The following is a 17,902-nucleotide window of genomic DNA, read 5'->3' as shown; positions in this document are numbered from 1 at the left end:
CAGCCCGTACGGCTCACCTGGGCGCCAGCCGCCACAGCGACGTCACCTCCGCCGCGCGCGCCGTGTGCAAGGGGTCGCTCGGGTCGGTCGCGCGTGGGTGACGGGGGCGGGTGTCCGTGCGGGACAGGATCTTCAGTCCCGCCTGCTCGATCGTCCCGAGCAGTTCCGTGCGGGTGCGCAGGCCCAGGTGTTCGGCCAGGTCGGAGAGGATCAGCCAGCCCTCGCCGCCGGGTTCGAGATGCGCGGGCAGGCCCGCAAGGAAGGCGTGCAGCATGGCGCCGCCGGGGTCGTACACGGCCTGGTCGAGCGTGGAGGCCGGGCGGCCCGGGAGCCAGGGCGGGTTGCAGACGATGAGCGCGGCCCGGCCGGGCGGGTACAGCTCCGGGCCGGTGACCGTGACCCGGTCCGCGAGTCCCAGGCGGCTGACGTTGTCCCGGGCGCAGGCGCGGGCCCGGGGGCTGAGGTCCGTCGCGATGACGCGGCGCACCCCGCGCCGGGCCAGGACGGCGGCCAGCACGCCGGTACCGGTGCCCAGGTCGAAGGCGGTGGGGGCCAGGGTCGCGGAGGCGGTGGGCAGCGGCGCTTGCGCCACCAGGTCGACGTACTCGCCGCGCACCGGGGCGAAGACGCCGTAGTGCGGGTGGATACGGGCGGCGCCCAGGGCCGGGACGGTGACGCCCTTGCTGCGCCACTGCTGGGCGCCGAGTGCGCCCAACAGGTCGCGGAGCGGGATCAGGGTGGGGCCGGTCGGGGGGCCGTAGGCCTCGGTGCAGGCCTGGCGGACGTGCGGGGCGCGGCGCAGGGCCAGGGTGTGGTCCGGCTCCAGGAGGACCAGGAGGCGGGACAGCACGCGGGACCGGTGGGCGCGGAAGCGGCGTTGTGCGTGGAAGGTTTCGGCCATGGTCGGCGCCGGGCCCGGTGCCTTGCGGTCGGTACGGCGGGACAGTGCCGCCAGCAGTCGGCGGGCTCCGTGGTAGTCGCCCCGCCACAGCAGCGCGGTGCCCTCGCAGGCGAGGCGATACGCGGTGGCGGCGCTGATGCGGTCGTCGGCGACGATCACTCGGCGGGGCGGCGGAAATCCGCTCTCAGAGTGCCAGCGGGCGGACAGGGGTTCGTTCTCGGTCCAGTGGACCAGGGACACGGCATGCTCCTCGGAAGGTTCCTTCGTGGGCGGGCGCGAGGAACGCGTCGCCGAGGACCATGCCGAGTGTCATCCATCTCCCTTTCCGAGTACGTGAGTTCAGGATACTGCGGCCATCGGGACCGTCGGCGTCGGCCGGCGGATCACCAGGGACATCAGCGCCGCCGCCGCGCACAGCGTGCCGGAGGCGTACCAGACCAGGTCGTAGGAGCCGAAGACATCGCGGGCGAGGCCGCCGAGGTAGGCGACGAGGGCCGCGCCGACCTGGTGGGAGGCGAGCACCCAGCCGAAGACGATGGCGCTGTCCTCGCCGTAACTCTCGCGGCACAGGGCGAGGGTCGGCGGGACGGTGGCCACCCAGTCGAGGCCGTAGAAGACGATGAAGAAGAGCATCGGGGGGTGGACGGCGGGGCCCAGCAGCATCGGGAGGAAGAGCAGGGACAGGCCGCGCAGGGCGTAGTAGACAGCCAGCAGACGGCGGGGTTCGAAGCGGTCGGTGAACCAGCCGGAGGCGATCGTGCCGGCCACGTCGAACACGCCGATGACCGCGAGCAGCGACGCCGCCGTCGTCACGGGCATGCCGTGGTCGTGTTCGGCGGGCACGAAGTGGGTCTGGATCAGCCCGTTGGTGGAGGCGCCGCAGATCGCGAAGGTGCCGGCGAGCAGCCAGAAGGTGCCGGTGCGCACGGAGGTGGACAGGACGTTCAGGGTGCGGCGGGCCGCGCCCGTGACCGGCGGGGGCTTGGGTATGAACTCGGCGGCGCCGTACGGCTTCTGGCCGATGTCCGCGGGGTGGTCGCGCAGCAGGAGCCACACGAACGGGACGACGGCGAGCGCGGCCAGGGCGACCGTCACGGCGGCCGGGCGCCAGCCGTGGTGTTCGGCCAGCCAGGACAGCACCGGCAGGAAGATCAGCTGGCCGGAGGCGGAGGCGGCGGTGAGGATGCCGCTGACCAGGCCGCGCCGCTCGGTGAACCACCGGTTGGTGACCGTCGCGGCGAAGGCCAGCGCCATCGAGCCGGAGCCGAGACCGACCAGCAGGCCCCAGCACAGCCACAGCTGCCAGGCCGCCGTCATCCACACGGTCAGCCCCGAGCCGAGCGAGATCACCGTCAGCGCGACCGCGACCACCCGGCGGATACCGAAGCGGTCCATCAGCGCGGCGGCGAAGGGGGCGGTGAGGCCGTAGAGCGCGAGGTTGATGGAGACGGCCGCGCCGATCGTGCCGCGCGACCAGCCGAACTCCTGGTGCAGCGGGTCGATGAGCAGGCCGGGCAGGGAGCGGAAGGCGGCCGCGCCGATGATCGTGACGAAGGTGACGGCGGCGACGAACCAGGCGCGGTGAATCCGGTGGTGCCGGGCGGGCGGGGTGGCCTGGACGGGGGCTGCGGCTGGGCTTGTCTGAGTCACGTCCTACAGCGTGCTTTTTGCATGAACGCACATCGAGTGGCCCGAGGGCCAGCATTCGCTAGGATCGGGCCATGAGTGTCGATCGGGCCATGGCCGCTGTCGCCGAAGAATCCGGGGGTTTCCGTCCGCACCGGATCGTCGTCCTCGCCCTCGACGGCCTGCTCCCCTTCGAGCTGGGCATCCCGCACCGCATCTTCGGCCGCCCGAAGGACGAGCACGGCCGGCATCTGTACGAGGTCGTGACCTGCTCGGTGCGGCCGCCCGGCCCGGTCGAGACCGACGCCGACTTCGCCGTGCACGTCCCCAACGGCCCCGAGGCGCTGGCCGACGCCGACACGGTGATCGTCCCGGCCTCGTACGAGCTCGGCCCGGTCTTCGACGAGGGCCGGCTCACCGACGAACTGGCCGCCGCGCTCGACCGCGTCCGCCCCGGCACCCGGCTGGCCTCCATCTGCACCGGTGTGTACGTCCTCGCCGCCGCCGGATACCTCGACGGCCGCCCGGCGACCACGCACTGGGCCGACGCCGAGCGCTTCCAGCGGATGTTCCCGCGGGTCGAGGTGGACGCGGACGTGCTGTTCATCGACGACGGCGATGTGCTGACCTCGGCGGGGGTGGCCGCCGGGATCGACCTGTGCCTGCACATGGTGCGCCGCGACTTCGGTGCGGCCGTCGCCAACGACGTCGCCCGGCGCACGGTCGTACCGCCGCACCGCGACGGCGGCCAGGCCCAGTACATCCACCGCCCGGTCCCCGACCCGCAGCTGGCCACGACGAGCGCGGCCCGCGCCTGGGCGCTGGGCCGCCTGCACGAGCCGATCCAACTGCGGGACCTGGCCGAGCAGGAGGCCATGTCGGTGCGCACCTTTACCCGCCGGTTCCGCGAGGAGGCCGGGGTCAGCCCCGGCCAGTGGCTCACCCAGCAGCGCGTCGAACGCGCCCGCCATCTGCTGGAGACCACCGACCTGTCCGTCGACCAGGTGGCCCGCGAGGCGGGCTTCGGCACGGCCCAGTCGATGCGCCAGCATCTGCAGCAGGCGCTCGGGGTGACACCGACCGCCTATCGCCGGACGTTCAGGGCCGCCGTCAGAACGTGAGCACCGCCCGCGCCACCCGCCCCGCCTCCGCGTCCGCGCGGGCCTTGTCGAAGTCCTCCACCGGATAGACCGCCGTCACCAACTCGTCGAGCAGCAGGCGGCGTTGGCGGTACAGCTCGGCGTACAGGGCGATGTCCCGCTGGGGGCGCGAGGAGCCGTAGCGGCAGCCGAGGACGGACTTGTCCAGGTAGAGGGAGGAGACGAGGAAGGACGCCTCGGCCGTGGCCGGGGGGACGCCGAGCAGGATCGCCTGTCCGTGGCGGTCGAGGAGGTCGATCGCCTGCCGGATCAGCTCCACCCGGCCGACGCACTCGAAGGCGTGGTCGGCGCCCGTGGGCAGCAGGTCCCGCACGCCCTGCGCCGAGGTCAGGAAGTCGGTGGCACCGAACTGCCGGGCCACCTCCTCCTTGGCCGGGTTGGCGTCCACGGCGACGATCCTGAGCGCGCCCGCGAGCCGCGCGCCCTGCAGCACGTTCAGCCCGATCCCGCCGGTCCCGATGACGACGACGCTGTCCCCGTGGTCCACGCGGGCCCGGTTCAGCACGGCCCCCACTCCCGTCAGCACCCCGCACCCGATCAGCGCGGCCGACTCCAGGGGGATGTCCTTGGGGATCCGCACCGCCTGTACGGCCTTGACGACCGTGCGCTCGGCGAAGGCGGAGTTGGAGGCGAACTGGTGCACCGGCCCCGCCGTGCCCCGCGTGAACGGCTTCCCCGGCCGCCCGATCGCCTGCCGGCACATCGTCGGCCGGCCCCGGTCGCACTCCGCGCACGTGCCGCAGTTGGCGAGCGTGGACAGCGCCACATGGTCGCCGGGCGCGACATGGGTGACGCCCGCGCCGACCGCCTCCACCACCCCGGCGCCCTCGTGCCCCAGCACCACCGGCACCGGGAACGGAATGGTGCCGTCCACCACGGACAGGTCGCTGTGGCACAGCCCCGCCGCCGCGATCGCCACCAGCACCTCGCCGGGCCCCGGCTGCCGTACCGCCAGGTCGTCCACCACCTGGACCTGCTCGCCGTCGAACACCACACCACGCATCACACGGCCCCCTTGGGCTCTCTGGGCAGACCGAGCACGCGCTCGGCGATGATCGTGCGCTGGACCTGGTCCGAGCCGCCGTAGATGGTGTCGGCCCGGGAGAAGAGGAACAGGTGCTGGTCGGCGTCGAGCCCGTACGGCGCCGACGGCGACCAGTCCTCGGGCCCCACCGTGGCCGACGCGCCCCTGACCCGCATCGCCAGCTCGCCCAGCCGCTGATGCCAACCGGCCCACAGCAGCTTGGCCACGCTGGGCGCGCCGGGGTCGGCCGAGCCGCCGAGGGTGCGCAGGGCGTGCCGGCGCATGGTCCGCAGCTCGGCCCACTGCCGTACGAGCCGCTCGCGTACGACGGGATCCGCTACGGCCCCCGTCTCCACGGCGACCCGCACGACACCCGCCAACTCCTCGGCGAACCCGATCTGCTGGGCAAGCGTGGACACCCCGCGCTCGAACCCGAGCAGGCTCATCGCCACCGGCCACCCCCGCCCTTCCCCTCCCACGACGTGCTCCACGCGCGCGTGGGCGCCGTCGAAGAAGACCTCGTTGAAGTCGCTGGTGCCGGTCAGCTGCCGGATGGGGCGGACCTCGATACGGCCGGGCTGGTCCATGGGGACGAGCAGGAAGCTGAGTCCGTGATGACGCCCGGAGTCCGGGTCGGTCCGGGCCAGCACGAAGCACCAGTCGGCCTCGTGGGCCAGCGAGGTCCAGATCTTCTGCCCGGTGATCCGGTAACCGTCCCCCTCCCGTACGGCCACCGTGCGCACTCCCGCCAGGTCCGACCCCGCGCCGGGCTCGCTGTAGCCCTGGCACCACAGCTCCTCGCCGGCCGCGACCGGCGGCAGGAAGCGGGCCTTCTGCTCGTCGGTGCCATGGGCGATGAGGGTGGGGGCGAGCAGGTTCTCACCGATGTGCCCGGAGCGCGGGGGCGCGGCCGACCGTGCGTACTCCTCGGCCCAGGCGACCTGCTGGGTGAGGGTGGCCGTGCGGTTCCCGTATCCCGACTCCGCCCAGCCCAGCCCGATCCAGCCGGCCGCGCCGAGAGCGCGTTCCCAGGTACGCCTGTCCGTGGTCAGGTTGGCATTGCCGGCCAGCCAGGCACGGGCCTCGGCGCGAAACTCTTCGTCTTCGTGACTGAACCCGAAATCCATGAAGCTCCCTCAGCTTGAGCGCCCCGGCAGGGGCGCGGGGAACTGCGCGAGCAACCACAACGCACCCGCAGCCGCCAGGCAACAACGCACCCCGAGCTCTTAGGCGTTCGGCCGAGAACCAGTACGCGCCGCAGACTCCATCGCCGAGAGCTGGGACAGCATCGGCATCGGATCCACCCCCACCGCCCCCGGCAGCAGCTCCGCGATCCGCTCCGGCGTCCAGCCCCCCTCCCCGTAGAGCGAACGGAGTTCCCGCGGCTGTGCCCACACCGCGATCTTCGGCCCGGCGACGGTGTACACCTGCCCGGTGATGCCCTGCGCGGCGGCCCCGTCGGACAGCAGGTACACCACCAGCGCGGCCACGTCCTCCGGCTCGCCGATCTCCGCCAGCTCCATGGGCACGTTCGCCGACATCCGCGTACGGGCCACCGGCGCCACCGCGTTCGCGGTCACCCCGTACTTGTGCAGGCCGAGAGCGGCGCTGCGGACGAGCGAGATGATCCCGCCCTTGGCCGCGCTGTAGTTGGCCTGGGACACCGACCCCTGGTGGTTGCCGCTGGTGAAGCCGATCAGGGTGCCGGAGCGCTGCTTCCGCATCACCGCGGACGCCGCCCGGAAGACGGTGAAGGTGCCCTTGAGATGGGTGGCGACCACGGGGTCCCACTCCTCCTCGGTCATGTTGAACAGCATCCGCTCGCGCAGGATCCCGGCCACGCACACGACGCCGTCGAGCCGGCCGTACGCCGACAGGGCCGTGTCGACGACCCGTTGCCCGCCCGCCATGGTGGAGATGTCGTCGGCGACCGCGACCGCCTCCCCGCCCGCCGCCTCGATCTCCTTGACGACGGCCTCGGCGACCTCGCTGGTGGGCGAGGCGCCGTCCACGGCGACGCCGTAGTCGTTGACGACGACCTTCGCCCCCTCGGCGGCAGCCGCCCGCGCGACCGCCCGGCCGATGCCCCGTCCGGCGCCCGTCACGGCGACGGCCTTTCCTGCCAAGAAGTTCCCCACGCCCGGCCCCTTCCCGCGGTTTCTGACGGTCCGTTAGATTCTATGGCGCGCCGGACGCGCGGACACAAGCCCCGGGGAGGTACCGGATGGCACTGCCGGAGGAGTTCCACGAGATCGCGGGGCGCGTGAACAACTGGGGGCGCTGGGGGGCGGACGACGAGATCGGCACCCTCAACCTGATCACGGACACCGTCGTACGCGAGGCCGCCGCCGAGATCCGCACCGGCCGCCGCATCCCCCTCGCCCTCCCCCTGCGGGAGGACGGGGTGCAGACCGGCATGATCCCCGGCCGCGTCAATCCGCTGCACGTGATGGTGCAGATCAACCAGGAGCTGTTCGGGCCGGGCACGGTGGCGTGCAGCGACGACGCGGTGACCATGGGCCTGCAGGCGGGCACCCACTGGGACGCGCTCACCCATGTCTCGCACTCCGGGCGGCTCTACAACGGCCGCCCGGCCCGCACGGTGACCGCGCACGGCGGCGCCGAGTTCGGCGGGATCGACAAGGCGCGGCACATCGTCTCGCGCGGGGTGCTGCTGGACGTGGCACGCGCGCGTGGCGTGGACCGGCTGCCGGGGGGCCACGCGGTCACGCCGGAGGATCTGGAGCGGGCCGAGGAGTTCGGCGGGATCCGGGTGCGGGCCGGGGACATCGTGCTGGTGCGGACCGGGCAGGTGCAGGTGTATCTGGCCGGGGACAAGCACGGGTACGGCTATCCGTCGCCGGGGCTGTCCGTCCGTACGCCCGAGTGGTTCCACGCGCGCGATGTGGCGGCGGTCGCCAACGACACGCTCACTTTTGAGATATTTCCTCCCGAGTCGGAGAATCTGTGGTTGCCCGTGCACGCCCTGGACCTGGTGGAGATGGGGATGCTCCAGGGGCAGAACTGGAATCTCGAAGAGTTGTCCACAGCCTGTGGAGAAGAGGGGCGGTACGCGTTCCTGCTGTCGGCGATGCCCGAGCCGTTCGTCGGCGCGACGGGAACGCCCGTGGCGCCCGTGGCCGTTCTCTGAGAGTCCTCGCCCGACGCGGCCCTGGTCCGGCCGGCGGCGCGCCCTCCCCCACCGTCGTGCGCACGCGCCGCCCACCGGGTGCGACCCACACTCGGCGAGGGCCCGCCGTCTCCCCGGCCCTCGCCGTCCCCTCGCGGCGAATCGTCGCCCACAAGCGTGTTCAGGCGGTCACGGGTCGTCAACGCCGGTACGGGTATTTGTTACGTAAGCCCTGTTCGCGGCACCCGCGCACGGATGCATCCCCGGCGCACCACCGCGCCGGGTACTACACCGCCTCGAAGGCGAGACCCTCGTACGCGGACAGACCGCCCCCGTACGCCATCCCCGCGCTCTCCCGGGGCTTCGAACAGCGGTCCAGTTCGCACCAGATGCTCTTGCCGGCACCTTCCGGGCTCCAGCCCCAGCGATCGGCCAGGCAGTCCACGAGGGCCAGACCGCGACCCCCGGTGGCGTCACTGCCGGCGCAACGCGGCACGGGGGCGCGGGAGCTGCCGTCGGCCACCTCGACGCGCACCGTGGCCACCGCGGGCTCCGGCGCCTGCTCGGATCTCTCGGCCTCCTCGGTCGCTTCGGCCGGCAGGGAGAGCCGCAGCACGGCCGTGTGGCCGGTGTGCACCACCGCGTTGGTCACCAGCTCGGACACGAGCAGGATCAGGGTCTCGGCCAGCGGCTCGTCGGCCGCTATCCCCAGCCCGGGCAGCCGCGAGCGGGCCCACCGCCTCGCCCGCCCCACCTCCGTGGGATCGGGCCGGATCTCCAGCTGCACTTGAAGCACCTGCACCGCTCACACCATCCGAACCGGCGGACACATGACCCCGCGCCACCCGGCCGACGCGACTGCCGAAGCCGCGGCGACGATCACGAGGGCCACGATCGTAGCCATTTTCTGCATGGCCAGAACAACGGCCAGAGCAAGGGTCACGGAACGTGATCCCCTTACGCGACAGCATGGTTGACGTACAGTCACCCCAACAAGCGCTTCGGGCATATTCCAGCGCGAAGGAGTACGCCTGAGGCATACTGTGCGACGCTCGTGCCGGGGAGTCGAACAGGCGACGGCCGAAGCCGCTACCGCCCCGCGAGCAGCGACGCGCACCGCGCGACCCGGCACCGCCCCATAGGCATCGCCGGCCCGGCTCGTGCTCGCAGCCACTCGCATCCCACACAAGGTACCGGAGCGGACGCCCGACTCCGGGTCGCGACGAGTCCCGCGAAGGACACAACCAGGTATCGACGCTCCGTGATACCGGTGTGCCACGATCCGCGACATCGTGGGCCAAGGCTTTCGCCGACGCAGTCCAGGGCGCCGCCGACGCGTCAGACCACGAGTCGCCCGGCGAGGAGTTCCTCACTCTCCGTACTCCCGCCCGCACGTCGGGCCCTGACCCAGGCCCGTTTCAGGTGCAGATGCACATCCGCTTCCCAGGTGAACCCCATGCCGCCGTGCACCTGAAGGCAGTCCCGGGCGCCGCGTACGGCGGCCTCGTCGGCGAGCAGGCGGGCGGCGGCGATGTCGGCCGCGTCGCCGGTGACGGCGGCGGCGTAGACGGCGACGCGTGCGGTTTCGGCGCGTACCAGGAGGTCCGCGCACAGGTGCTTGACCGCCTGGAAGGCACCGATGGGCTGCCCGAACTGCTCGCGGGTCCGGGCGTGTTGCACGGCGAGTTCCTGCACGCGTACGGCGGTGCCGAGTTGCTCGGCGGCGGTGAGGAGACCGGCCAGGCAGCCGTCCGGACCTGCGGCGCCGGTGCCGGCGCGGGCCGCGGGTCGGGTCTCACGCCGGCGCCGGCCGGGTGCCGCCGCGGCGCAGGCCGCGGGGATCCGGTGCAGCGGCGTCAGCGGGTCCACCGAGCGCAGCGGGACGGCGTCCGAGGCGTCCCCGGACACCACGTCCGCCGCGTCCAGCCACTCCACCAATTCCCCGTCGACGGCGGTCACCACCGTCTCCCCGGTGGCGGCGCCCGGCACGCTCCCGGCCGCGAGGTGGGTGGCCACGAGCGGGCCGGGGAGCAGCGCCCGTCCCGCCTCCTCGAAGACCAGCACCGCCTCCGGCAGCCCCAGCCCGACCCCGCCGTCCGCCTCGGGCAGGCGCAGGGCGAAGAACCCCGCGTCGCCGAGCGCCCGCCACAGCTCCCGGTCCAGCCGCCCCGGCGCGTCGACGGCCGCCCGCAACGCCACCCGCCCGAACCGCCCATCCAGCAGCTCCCGCACGCCGGCCTTCAACGCACGCTGATCGTCGCTGAGTTGAAAACGCACGCTCATCTTCCCTTCGGCAGCCCCAGGATCCGCTCGGCCACGATGTTGCGCTGGATCTGTGAGGTGCCGGCGGCGATGGTGTAGGACAGGGACGACAGGCGGTCGAGGACCCACGACTGGTCCAGGTCGAGGGCGGCCGGGCCGAGTACGTCGGCTGCGGTGTCGTACAGGTCCTGGCGGGCGTGTGAGTAACGGAGTTTGAAGACCGAGCCGCCGACGCCGGGCACCCCGCCGCTCGCCTCCGCCTCGCTCACGTTCCACTGGGTCAGCCGCCACAGTGCCCGGAACTCCGCCTCCAGACGGCCGAGCCGGCGCCGTAGTACGGGATCGTCCCAGCGGCCGTTCTCCCGTGCCGCGGAGGCCAGTTCGGTCAGCACCCGGCGGCAGGCCACCACCTCGCCGACGAAGGCCGTGCCGCGCTCGAAGGACAGGGTCACCATGGTCACGCGCCAGCCGTCGTTCTCCGCCCCGACCCGGTTCGCGGCCGGCACCCGGACCTCGTCGAGGAACACCTCGGCGAACTCCGCGGACCCGGCGAGCGTGCCGAGCGGCCGTACGGTGACGCCGTCGGCGTCCATGGGCAGGGCCAGCCAGGTGATGCCCCGGTGCCTGGGTGCCTGCGGGTCGGTGCGGACCAGCAGTTCGCACCAGTCGGCGACCTCGGCGTGCGAGGTCCAGATCTTGGACCCGGTGACCACGTAGTCGTCGCCGTCCCGCCACGCGCGCGTGCGCAGCGCGGCGAGGTCGGAGCCGGCGCCGGGCTCGCTGAACCCCTGGCACCACACCTCCTCGCCCCGCAGGACCGGTGGCAGCCAGCGTGCCCGCTGTGCGGGGGTGCCCTCGGCGGCGATGGTGGGACCGGCGTGCAGCAGGCCGACGAAGTTCGCCCCCACATAGGGCGCCCCGGCGCGCTCGGTCTCCTCCAGGAAGATCAGCCGGGTGGTCGGCGAGGCGTCCCAGTGCACGTCGGCGTACCCGGCGTCGTACAGCATCCGTTGCCAGCCCAGGTCGTACGCCCGGCGCGCGGGCCAGTCTCCGGGGGACGGCTTCGGCGGCAGCGTGGGCAGCACCTTGGCGAGCCACTCCCGCAGCCGGGCCCGGAACTCCTCCTCCTGCGGCGAGTACGACAGCTCCACTACCGGTCCAGGTCCAGGCCGAGCATGCGGATGGCGTTGCCCCGCATCAGCTTGTGGACGGTCTCGTCGTCCAGGCCCTTCACATGGTCGAGGGCGACCTCCTTGGTGTGCGGGAAGGTCGAGTCGACGTGCGGGTAGTCGGTCTCGAAGGTGGCGTTGTCGCGCCCGACCACGTCCAGCGACGCGACTCCGTGCTTGTCGCGGAAGAAGCAGCAGAAGATCTGCCGGTAGTAGTACGTCGACGGCGGCTCGGGGATCAGGTCCCGCACCCCGCCCCAGGCGCGGTGCTCCGCCCACACGTCGTCGGCGCGTTCCAGGGCGTACGGCACCCAGCCCATCTGGCCCTCGGAGTAGGCGAGTTTGAGCCGCGGGAACTTCACCAGGACCCCGCTGAAGAGGTAGTCCATCATCGAGGCCATCGCGTTGTTGAAGCTCAGCGAGGCCTGGACGGCGGGCGGGGCGTCCGGGGAGGCGGCCGGCATCTGGGAGCTGCTGCCGATGTGCATGTTGACGACGGTTCCGGTCTCCTGGCAGACCGCGAAGAACGGGTCCCAGTAGCCGGAGTGGATGGAGGGCAGCCCGAGGTGGGTGGGGATCTCGGAGAAGGTCACCGCCCGCACCCCGCGTCCGGCGTTGCGCCGGATCTCGGCGACCGCCAGTTCGACGTCCCACAGCGGAATCAGGCACAGCGGGATCAGCCGTCCCCCGCTGTCCCCGCACCACTCCTCGACCATCCAGTCGTTGTAGGCGCGCACACAGGCGAGGGCGACCTCCTTGTCGTGCGCCTCGGCGAAGGTCTGCCCGCAGAAGCGGGGGAAGGTCGGGAAGCAGAGGCTGGCCTCGACGTGGTTGAGGTCCATGTCCTTGAGGCGCTCGACGGGATCCCAGCACCCCGGCCGCATCTGCTCGCGGGTGATCCCCTCCAGGGTCATCTCGTCCCGGTCGAAGCCGACGGCGGCGATGTTGCGCTTGTACGGGAACTTCAGGTCCTCGTAGATCCACCAGTCCGTCGGCTGGCCCGCGGGGTCCATGGTGATCTGGTACTTCCCGCCGACGTAGGCCAGTTCACCGATCCCGGCGGTCAGCGGCTTGGGCCCGCGGTCCCGGTACCTGGCCGGCAGCCAGGTCTCGAAGAGGTGGGCCGGCTCGATCACGTGGTCGTCGACGCTGATGATGCGGGGCAGTTCGCTCGCCATGATTCCCCTCCGCCGGACAGCAGTCATCTGATGGTGCGTCAGATAGCATGGCACCTGACGGTTCGTCAGCCAAGTCGGTCAGGGGGCACACGTGAACGAGACCCCGCACTCCCTGAGTTCCGCTCCCACGCTGTGGGACCTCCTCGCCCGCCGCGCGGCGCTCACTCCCGACCGCCCCGTCCTGCTCCAGCAGGACCGCACCCTCACCTTCGGCGAGCTGCGCATCCGTGCCGAGCGGGTGGCGGCAGGCCTGTACGCCACGGGCGTGCGCCCCGGCACGGTGGTCGCCTGGCAGCTGCCCACCCGTATCGAGACCGCCCTGCTGTCCTTCGCGCTGGCCCGCCTGGGCGCCGTACAGTCCCCGGTGATCCCCTTCTACCGGGACCGGGAGGTCGGCTTCGCCCTCAGGGAGTCGAAGGCGGAGTTCTTCGCGGTGCCGGGCGTGTGGCGGGGCCACGACCACACGCAGATGGCCCGCCACCTCGGCGCGAAGGGCATCTTCGAGGCGTACGACGCCCTCCCCGACGGCGACCCGTCCGTCCTGCCCGCTCCCCCCGCCGAGGGCACCTCGGTCCGCTGGATCTACTGGACCTCGGGGACCACCTCCGACCCCAAGGGCGTACTGCACACCGACCGCTCCCTGATCGCCGGCGGTTCCTGCCTGGCGCACGCGCTGAGGCTGACGGCCGACGATGTGGGCTCGATCGCCTTCCCGTACGCCCACATAGGCGGCCCGGACTACCTGGTGATGCTCCTGCTGTACGGCTTCCCGGCGGTGATGTTCGAGCACTTCGCACTGCCGGGCGCGCTGGCGGAGTACCGGCGGCACGAGGTGACGGTGGCCGGCGGCTCCACGGCCTTCTACTCCATGTTCCTGGCCGAGCAGCGCAAACAGCCGGGCGAGAAGGTGATCCCCACCCTGCGCCTGCTCGCGGGCGGCGGCGCGCCCAAGCCCCCCGAGGTCTACCACTCCGTGGTCCGCGAGATGAACGTCCAGCTCACCCACGGCTACGGCATGACCGAGGTCCCGATGATCACCATGGGCGACCCCCGGGACACCCCGGAGAACCTGGCCACGACCGAGGGCCGCCCCCCGGCCGGCATGGAGATCCGGATCGTCGACGGCGAGATAAGACTCCGCGGCGAGGCCGTCTGCCAGGGCTACCTGGACCCCGGCCAGACGGCCGCCGCCTTCGACCCCGACGGCTTCCTCCGCACCGGCGACCTGGGCCATGTGACGGCCTCCGGCCACCTGGTCCTCACCGGCCGCCTGAAGGACGTGATCATCCGCAAGGGCGAGAACATCTCGGCCAAGGAGATCGAGGACCTGCTCGCCGCACATCCGGCGGTCACGGACGCGGCGGTGATCGGCCTCCCGGACGCCGACCGCGGCGAACTGGTCTGCGCGGTCATCGAACAGCCGCCGAGTGCCCCCGAGTTGACTTTGCCGGACGTGGTCTCGTACCTGCGCTCCTCAGGCCTTTCCGTGCACAAGCTGCCGGAACGGGTGGAGGTGGTGGAGGAGCTTCCACGGAACGACACCTTGCGGAAGGTGTTGAAGTACAAGCTGCGGGAGTGGTTTTCCAGGCCGGTTCCTTAGGCTGCTCGGGCGGCCTGCCTCGTTTCCGGCTACCTGGGGCGGAGCGGGTACCGCCTACCGGCCTCATCCGAGATCACGCTCTCCGCTGGTTCCCGAAATCAGCCGAGGTAAGGCTGCTCGCGATGTTCCAGAAAGTGTTGAAGCCGTAGCCGCTGGGTGTGGGGCATGGGCAGCCTGGCCAGATCCTCCGCCGGAACGAATCGCAGCTCCGTAGACTCATGGGAGATCACGAGCTGTCCGCCAACCTCGCGGACGGCGGCTCCTGGGAGCGAGTCGGTCATCTCCAAGGCGCCGCCGGGCAGTGGCGCTCGGTGAATGCGTCGGCCTGGTCGCACCGGAAACGCGGCAAGGGACGACGAACTATTCGGGCACCGTGAAGTAGCGCGCGAGGGCCGGGACGATCTCCGGCTCGCCCACCAGGCCGTCTCCGTCGGTGTCCAGTGCGGCGGCGGCCGTCCGGGCGACCTCCTCCGGGACATGGAGGACGCGCAGGACGCGGGCGGTGTCGGTGACCGTGATGCGGCCGTCGGCGTCGGTGTCCGCCACCGCGAGGGCCGCGTGCAGGAAGGGGCGGGCGATCTCGGCGAAGCGTCCGGGGTTGTCGCGCAGGCGCTTGACCGCGCCGGTGACGAACTCCTCGCGCGTGATGCGCTGGTCGCCGTCGCGGTCCGCGATACCGGCCATGCCCTGCCAGAAGGCTTCCGCGCCGGCGTACAACGCCTGCCCCTTGTCGGAGCGGGCCGTCACGTCGAACTCGGCGAGGAGCGCCTTGGCCGCCGCGCTGAAGTCCTCGCGGTCGATCCAGCCGTTGCCGTCCTGGTCGAAGCTGGCGAACCGGGTGGCGATCCTGCGCTCGTACTCGGTGCTGACCATGTCTGTTCCGACCGCCTTACCTGTGCGTCGTACGGGTGCATGACTGACCTGGCAGGGAGCGTACGACGCGGGTGGCAGGCGGATGGCGGGAATCCGGCGGTTGTGCCAAGACCGGGGGAATTCTGCGACAAGAATGTGGTCTTGTCGCGAAGGCCGGCCCGTCGTTCAGGCGGAGAGCGGGCCCGCCTCGTCCGTCGTCGCGGCCTCGAGGTCGGGGCGTACGTCGAAGAGCCGGCGCACGCCCAGCGCGCCGAGGACCCGGTTGACGTGGGAGCCGTCGTCGGCACCCCGGTCGGGCAGGATGAGCCGGAGCCGGCCCTGACAGGAGCGGATCAGTCTGCGGGCGGCGACGAGGACACCGACGCCGCTGGAGTCGCAGAAGAACACGTCGGAGAGGTCCACGACGAGACTGTGGTGCCCCTCGGCGACGACGTCGTGCACACGTTGGCGCAGGACCGGCGAGGTCATCAGGTCCAGTTCCCCGGACACCCGGAGTACGGCCCACCCGTCCCGCTCGACGCCGGTCACGTTGAATGCCACGGCCATGCCCCTCCGCTCGCCGAACTCCCGGAACCGCCCGGAAACGGAAGCAGTTCCTACGCTTGCTTCCGCAGCGGCTGCCCAGCGGCCGTTCCCTGAAACGTCGGGCATCAAACTAGACGTGATCGACAAGGAGCTTATTTCGGTCACTATCGATCCCGTTCGATCAGAGATGCACGCCGATCGTGTGAAGGTTATGTAAAGGGGGCACTATCACCTGCGGCGCTTCGGGGGGCGCGCATTGACACAAAGGGGCGTGCACTGTCAGAGGTGCCGACTACATTCGGGGAGACGGTGCAGAGACGCTGGACGGACCGGACCGGACCGGACAGGGTGAGGGGAGGGGACCGCATGGCAGCGAAGGACGTACCGCCCCGCTGGGACCGCAGGATGCAGCAGCGGCTGGCCCGCGGTGAGGCCGCCGCCCTGGGCGAGCTGTACGACCGCTTCGCCTCACTGGTGCACGGCCTCGCCCACCGCGTCCTCGGCGACGAGAAGGCCGCCGACACCCTCACCCGCGAGGTCTTCGCCCACCTCTGGGAACACCCCGAGACCTACGACCCCAAGAAGGGCCCCCTGCGCACCTGGGTCGCCGGGGTGACCCACCGGCTCGCCGTGGAGCGGCTGCGCGACAGCGAGACCGCCGCGCTGCCGCAGGGTGGCGGCTCCCTGGCGGATCTGGAGCGCACGGTCCGCCGCGCCTCCGTCGCCGCCCGCGCCGACTACATCGTCCACTCCATGCCCGCCCCGCTGCGCGCCGCCCTCGACCTGGCCTACTTCCAGCGCCGCGACTACCACCAGACCGCCGTCGACCTCGGCGTCACCGAGGACGAGGCCCGCCGCCGGCTCCGCCTCGGCCTGCAGCTGCTCTCCACCGCCCACGACGCCGGGACACCGCCGGGACACGGGGGTGCGGTGTGAACGGCGCCGGACGGTTCGAGGCACAGGGCGAGCACGAGGGCCATGAGCGCCCTGATCGACATGAGCAACATGAGGGCCATGGGGAACATGGGGAACACCATGGGGGACGTGAGGGGCGGGGAGGCGAGGAGCCGCGCGAGGGGTACGGCGGCGTCGGCGGGTACGTCGGGGCCGGCGGCGGGAGTCGCGACGGCCGGAGTGACGACGGTCACGCCGGCGCGGGCGACGGCGGCGGCTCGGGGCAGGACCCGCCCGAGAGCGACGGGTCCGAGCCCAACCGGCCGCCGCGCATACCCACACCCCGCGCCTCCGTCGAGGACGGCGGGCTGCCGCTGCCCGGCCCCGCCGACCTGGGCGACCTCGCGCCCATGCCGCTCGACCTGCCGCACGACGTCCTGAAATCGCTCCTCGGCGCCTGGGCGCTGGCCGCCTGCTCGGCGGCGGAGACGGCGGCCGTCGAGGACCACCTGGGCTCGTGCGGCAGCTGCGCCGACGAGGCCCGCCGGCTGCGCGAGGCGGTCGGCCTGCTGCACCAGCCGGAGAGCCTCGACCTGGATCCGGGGCTGCGCACCCGCGTCCTGGAGAACTGCCTGGAGCGCCGCCCGCCGCGCATCCCGGTCCCGAAGTGGGCGGCGGCGTACGACGCCGAGACCGCGCGTCTGGACGCCCTGCTGCAGGACTTCGGGGACGCGGAGTGGCATGCGCCGGTGCGGCTGCGGTGGTTCGAGGCCGACAGAGCGAAGAGCCGGCGTACGACCGTGGCCGGGGTGATCGCGCACCTGCTGTCCGTGGACGGGCTGGTGGCGGTCGCGCTCGGCCTGGACGACCCGTTGGCAGCGGCCGCGGGGGCGGCGGAGCAGGACGCCGTGGGCCCGGCCGAGCGCACCGAGGCGTTCTGGCGGAGCTCCCACTTCCCGCCGACCCGATCGTTGCGCGGGCCCTGGCGGGAGCAGAGCCACAGCCTGGTGCGGACGGTGTCCTTCACGGGCGGCCACCCGGGCGGACTGTCGGTGTCCTACGGCGACTTCGAGCTGCCGCTGCACGACGCGATGCTGGACCGGGCCTTCGAGTGCTGGGTGCACGCCGAGGACATCGCGGACGCGGTGGACTATCCCTACCCGCCGCCCGCGCCGCGCCACCTGAACAAGATGATCGACCTCGCGGCCCGCATGCTGCCCACCGCGCTGGCCACGCGCCGCCGGACCGGGCTGGCGTCCCCGGCTCGCGGCCGCCACCTCGGCCTGGCCGGCGAACCCGGCCGCAGCCTGCGGCTGGAGATCGAGGGCGCGGCGGGCGGCGAGTGGCTGATCCCGCTGGACTCACCGGCGGCGGTGGGCTCCGCCGCTCTCGAGGTGGCCCATGTGGCGCTGGACGGCGTGGAGTTCTGCCGCTTGGCCGCCGGCCGGGTCTCGCCGGAGGAGGCCGCGGTGGGGCAGCTCGGGGACCGGGACGCGATCAGGGACGTGCTGTTCGCCACGGCGGGGCTGAGCCGGCTGTAGGCCGACTGTTGGGGTGGGT

Annotated in this window: 16 protein-coding genes and 1 pseudogene; 5 read left to right on the top strand and 12 right to left on the bottom strand. The window is 72.3% G+C overall.

Translation table 11 applies throughout. The features are described 5' to 3' along the window. Positions 1-13: 13 nt before the first annotated feature. Positions 14-1,141, bottom strand: coding sequence for a methyltransferase (locus BFF78_RS23895; RefSeq protein WP_069780267.1), 1,128 nt, complete (start codon positions 1,139-1,141; stop codon positions 14-16). 99 nt (positions 1,142-1,240) lie between these two features. Continuing rightward, the gene (locus tag BFF78_RS23890) at positions 1,241-2,551 is read right to left on the bottom strand and encodes an MFS transporter (RefSeq protein WP_193433525.1); all 1,311 of its coding nucleotides are present in this window, start codon (positions 2,549-2,551) and stop codon (positions 1,241-1,243) included. Between the two features lie 71 nt (positions 2,552-2,622). On the opposite strand from BFF78_RS23890, the gene BFF78_RS23885 reads away from it, so the two are divergent. Beyond that, a complete protein-coding gene (locus tag BFF78_RS23885; protein ID WP_227025919.1) occupies positions 2,623-3,648 on the top strand; it encodes a GlxA family transcriptional regulator in 1,026 nt (341 codons plus the stop codon). Here the strand turns inward: BFF78_RS23885 and BFF78_RS23880 are convergent. The 3 genes from BFF78_RS23880 to BFF78_RS23870 form a co-directional block, all read right to left on the bottom strand. Next, the gene (locus tag BFF78_RS23880) at positions 3,638-4,690 is read right to left on the bottom strand and encodes a Zn-dependent alcohol dehydrogenase (protein ID WP_069780265.1); all 1,053 of its coding nucleotides are present in this window, start codon (positions 4,688-4,690) and stop codon (positions 3,638-3,640) included. The genes BFF78_RS23885 and BFF78_RS23880 overlap by 11 nt on opposite strands. Continuing rightward, positions 4,690-5,838, bottom strand: coding sequence for an acyl-CoA dehydrogenase family protein (locus BFF78_RS23875; protein ID WP_069780264.1), 1,149 nt, complete (start codon positions 5,836-5,838; stop codon positions 4,690-4,692). Before BFF78_RS23875 ends, BFF78_RS23880 begins: the two co-directional genes overlap by 1 nt. 99 nt (positions 5,839-5,937) lie before the next feature. Beyond that, positions 5,938-6,849 carry an SDR family NAD(P)-dependent oxidoreductase gene (locus BFF78_RS23870; protein ID WP_069780263.1) on the bottom strand — a complete coding sequence of 304 codons (912 nt, stop codon included), beginning with the start codon at positions 6,847-6,849 and terminating at the stop codon, positions 5,938-5,940. Between the two features lie 86 nt (positions 6,850-6,935). Between BFF78_RS23870 and BFF78_RS23865 the strand changes: the two genes are divergently transcribed. Continuing rightward, entirely contained in the window at positions 6,936-7,862 is a 927-nt protein-coding gene (locus BFF78_RS23865) for a cyclase family protein (RefSeq protein WP_069780262.1), read from the top strand. 265 nt (positions 7,863-8,127) lie between these two features. On the opposite strand, the gene BFF78_RS23860 is transcribed toward BFF78_RS23865, so the two are convergent. The 4 genes from BFF78_RS23860 to BFF78_RS23845 form a co-directional block, all read right to left on the bottom strand. Beyond that, on the bottom strand, positions 8,128-8,628 hold the full coding sequence (locus BFF78_RS23860; RefSeq protein WP_069780261.1) for an ATP-binding protein: 501 nt from the start codon (positions 8,626-8,628) through the stop codon (positions 8,128-8,130). A gap of 551 nt (positions 8,629-9,179) precedes the next feature. Continuing rightward, positions 9,180-10,118, bottom strand: coding sequence for an acyl-CoA dehydrogenase family protein (locus BFF78_RS23855; RefSeq protein WP_069780260.1), 939 nt, complete (start codon positions 10,116-10,118; stop codon positions 9,180-9,182). Between the two features lie 2 nt (positions 10,119-10,120). Further along, positions 10,121-11,254, bottom strand: a complete 1,134-nt coding sequence (locus BFF78_RS23850) for an acyl-CoA dehydrogenase family protein (protein WP_069780259.1) — start codon at positions 11,252-11,254, stop codon at positions 10,121-10,123. Beyond that, entirely contained in the window at positions 11,254-12,450 is a 1,197-nt protein-coding gene (locus tag BFF78_RS23845; RefSeq protein WP_069780258.1) for an amidohydrolase family protein, read from the bottom strand. The genes BFF78_RS23850 and BFF78_RS23845 overlap by 1 nt, the downstream gene beginning before the upstream one ends. A 91-nt stretch (positions 12,451-12,541) precedes the next feature. On the opposite strand from BFF78_RS23845, the gene BFF78_RS23840 reads away from it, so the two are divergent. Continuing rightward, positions 12,542-14,050, top strand: a complete 1,509-nt coding sequence (locus BFF78_RS23840) for a class I adenylate-forming enzyme family protein (protein ID WP_069780257.1) — start codon at positions 12,542-12,544, stop codon at positions 14,048-14,050. 98 nt (positions 14,051-14,148) lie between these two features. Here BFF78_RS23840 and BFF78_RS48380 read toward each other — a convergent pair. The 3 genes and pseudogenes from BFF78_RS48380 to BFF78_RS23825 all read right to left on the bottom strand — a co-directional run. After that, positions 14,149-14,352: pseudogene (locus BFF78_RS48380) on the bottom strand (DNA mismatch repair protein MutT); the annotation flags it as partial. A gap of 58 nt (positions 14,353-14,410) precedes the next feature. Continuing rightward, positions 14,411-14,923 carry an EF-hand domain-containing protein gene (locus BFF78_RS23830; protein ID WP_069780255.1) on the bottom strand — a complete coding sequence of 171 codons (513 nt, stop codon included), beginning with the start codon at positions 14,921-14,923 and terminating at the stop codon, positions 14,411-14,413. Positions 14,924-15,088: 165 nt separating this feature from the next. Further along, positions 15,089-15,469 (bottom strand): STAS domain-containing protein, encoded by a 381-nt coding sequence (locus BFF78_RS23825; RefSeq protein WP_069780254.1) that lies wholly within the window; start codon positions 15,467-15,469, stop codon positions 15,089-15,091. Positions 15,470-15,814: 345 nt separating this feature from the next. Between BFF78_RS23825 and BFF78_RS23820 the strand changes: the two genes are divergently transcribed. Both BFF78_RS23820 and BFF78_RS23815 read left to right on the top strand, forming a co-directional pair. After that, on the top strand, positions 15,815-16,384 hold the full coding sequence (locus BFF78_RS23820; RefSeq protein ID WP_069780253.1) for a sigma-70 family RNA polymerase sigma factor: 570 nt from the start codon (positions 15,815-15,817) through the stop codon (positions 16,382-16,384). Further along, the gene (locus tag BFF78_RS23815; protein ID WP_227025918.1) at positions 16,381-17,883 is read left to right on the top strand and encodes a zf-HC2 domain-containing protein; all 1,503 of its coding nucleotides are present in this window, start codon (positions 16,381-16,383) and stop codon (positions 17,881-17,883) included. Before BFF78_RS23820 ends, BFF78_RS23815 begins: the two co-directional genes overlap by 4 nt. The last annotated feature ends 19 nt before the right edge of the window (positions 17,884-17,902 follow it).

It is taken from the genome of Streptomyces fodineus (assembly GCF_001735805.1).
Taxonomy (GTDB): Bacteria; Actinomycetota; Actinomycetes; order Streptomycetales; family Streptomycetaceae; genus Streptomyces; species Streptomyces fodineus.
This window is presented reverse-complemented; position numbering and strand designations above follow the sequence as displayed.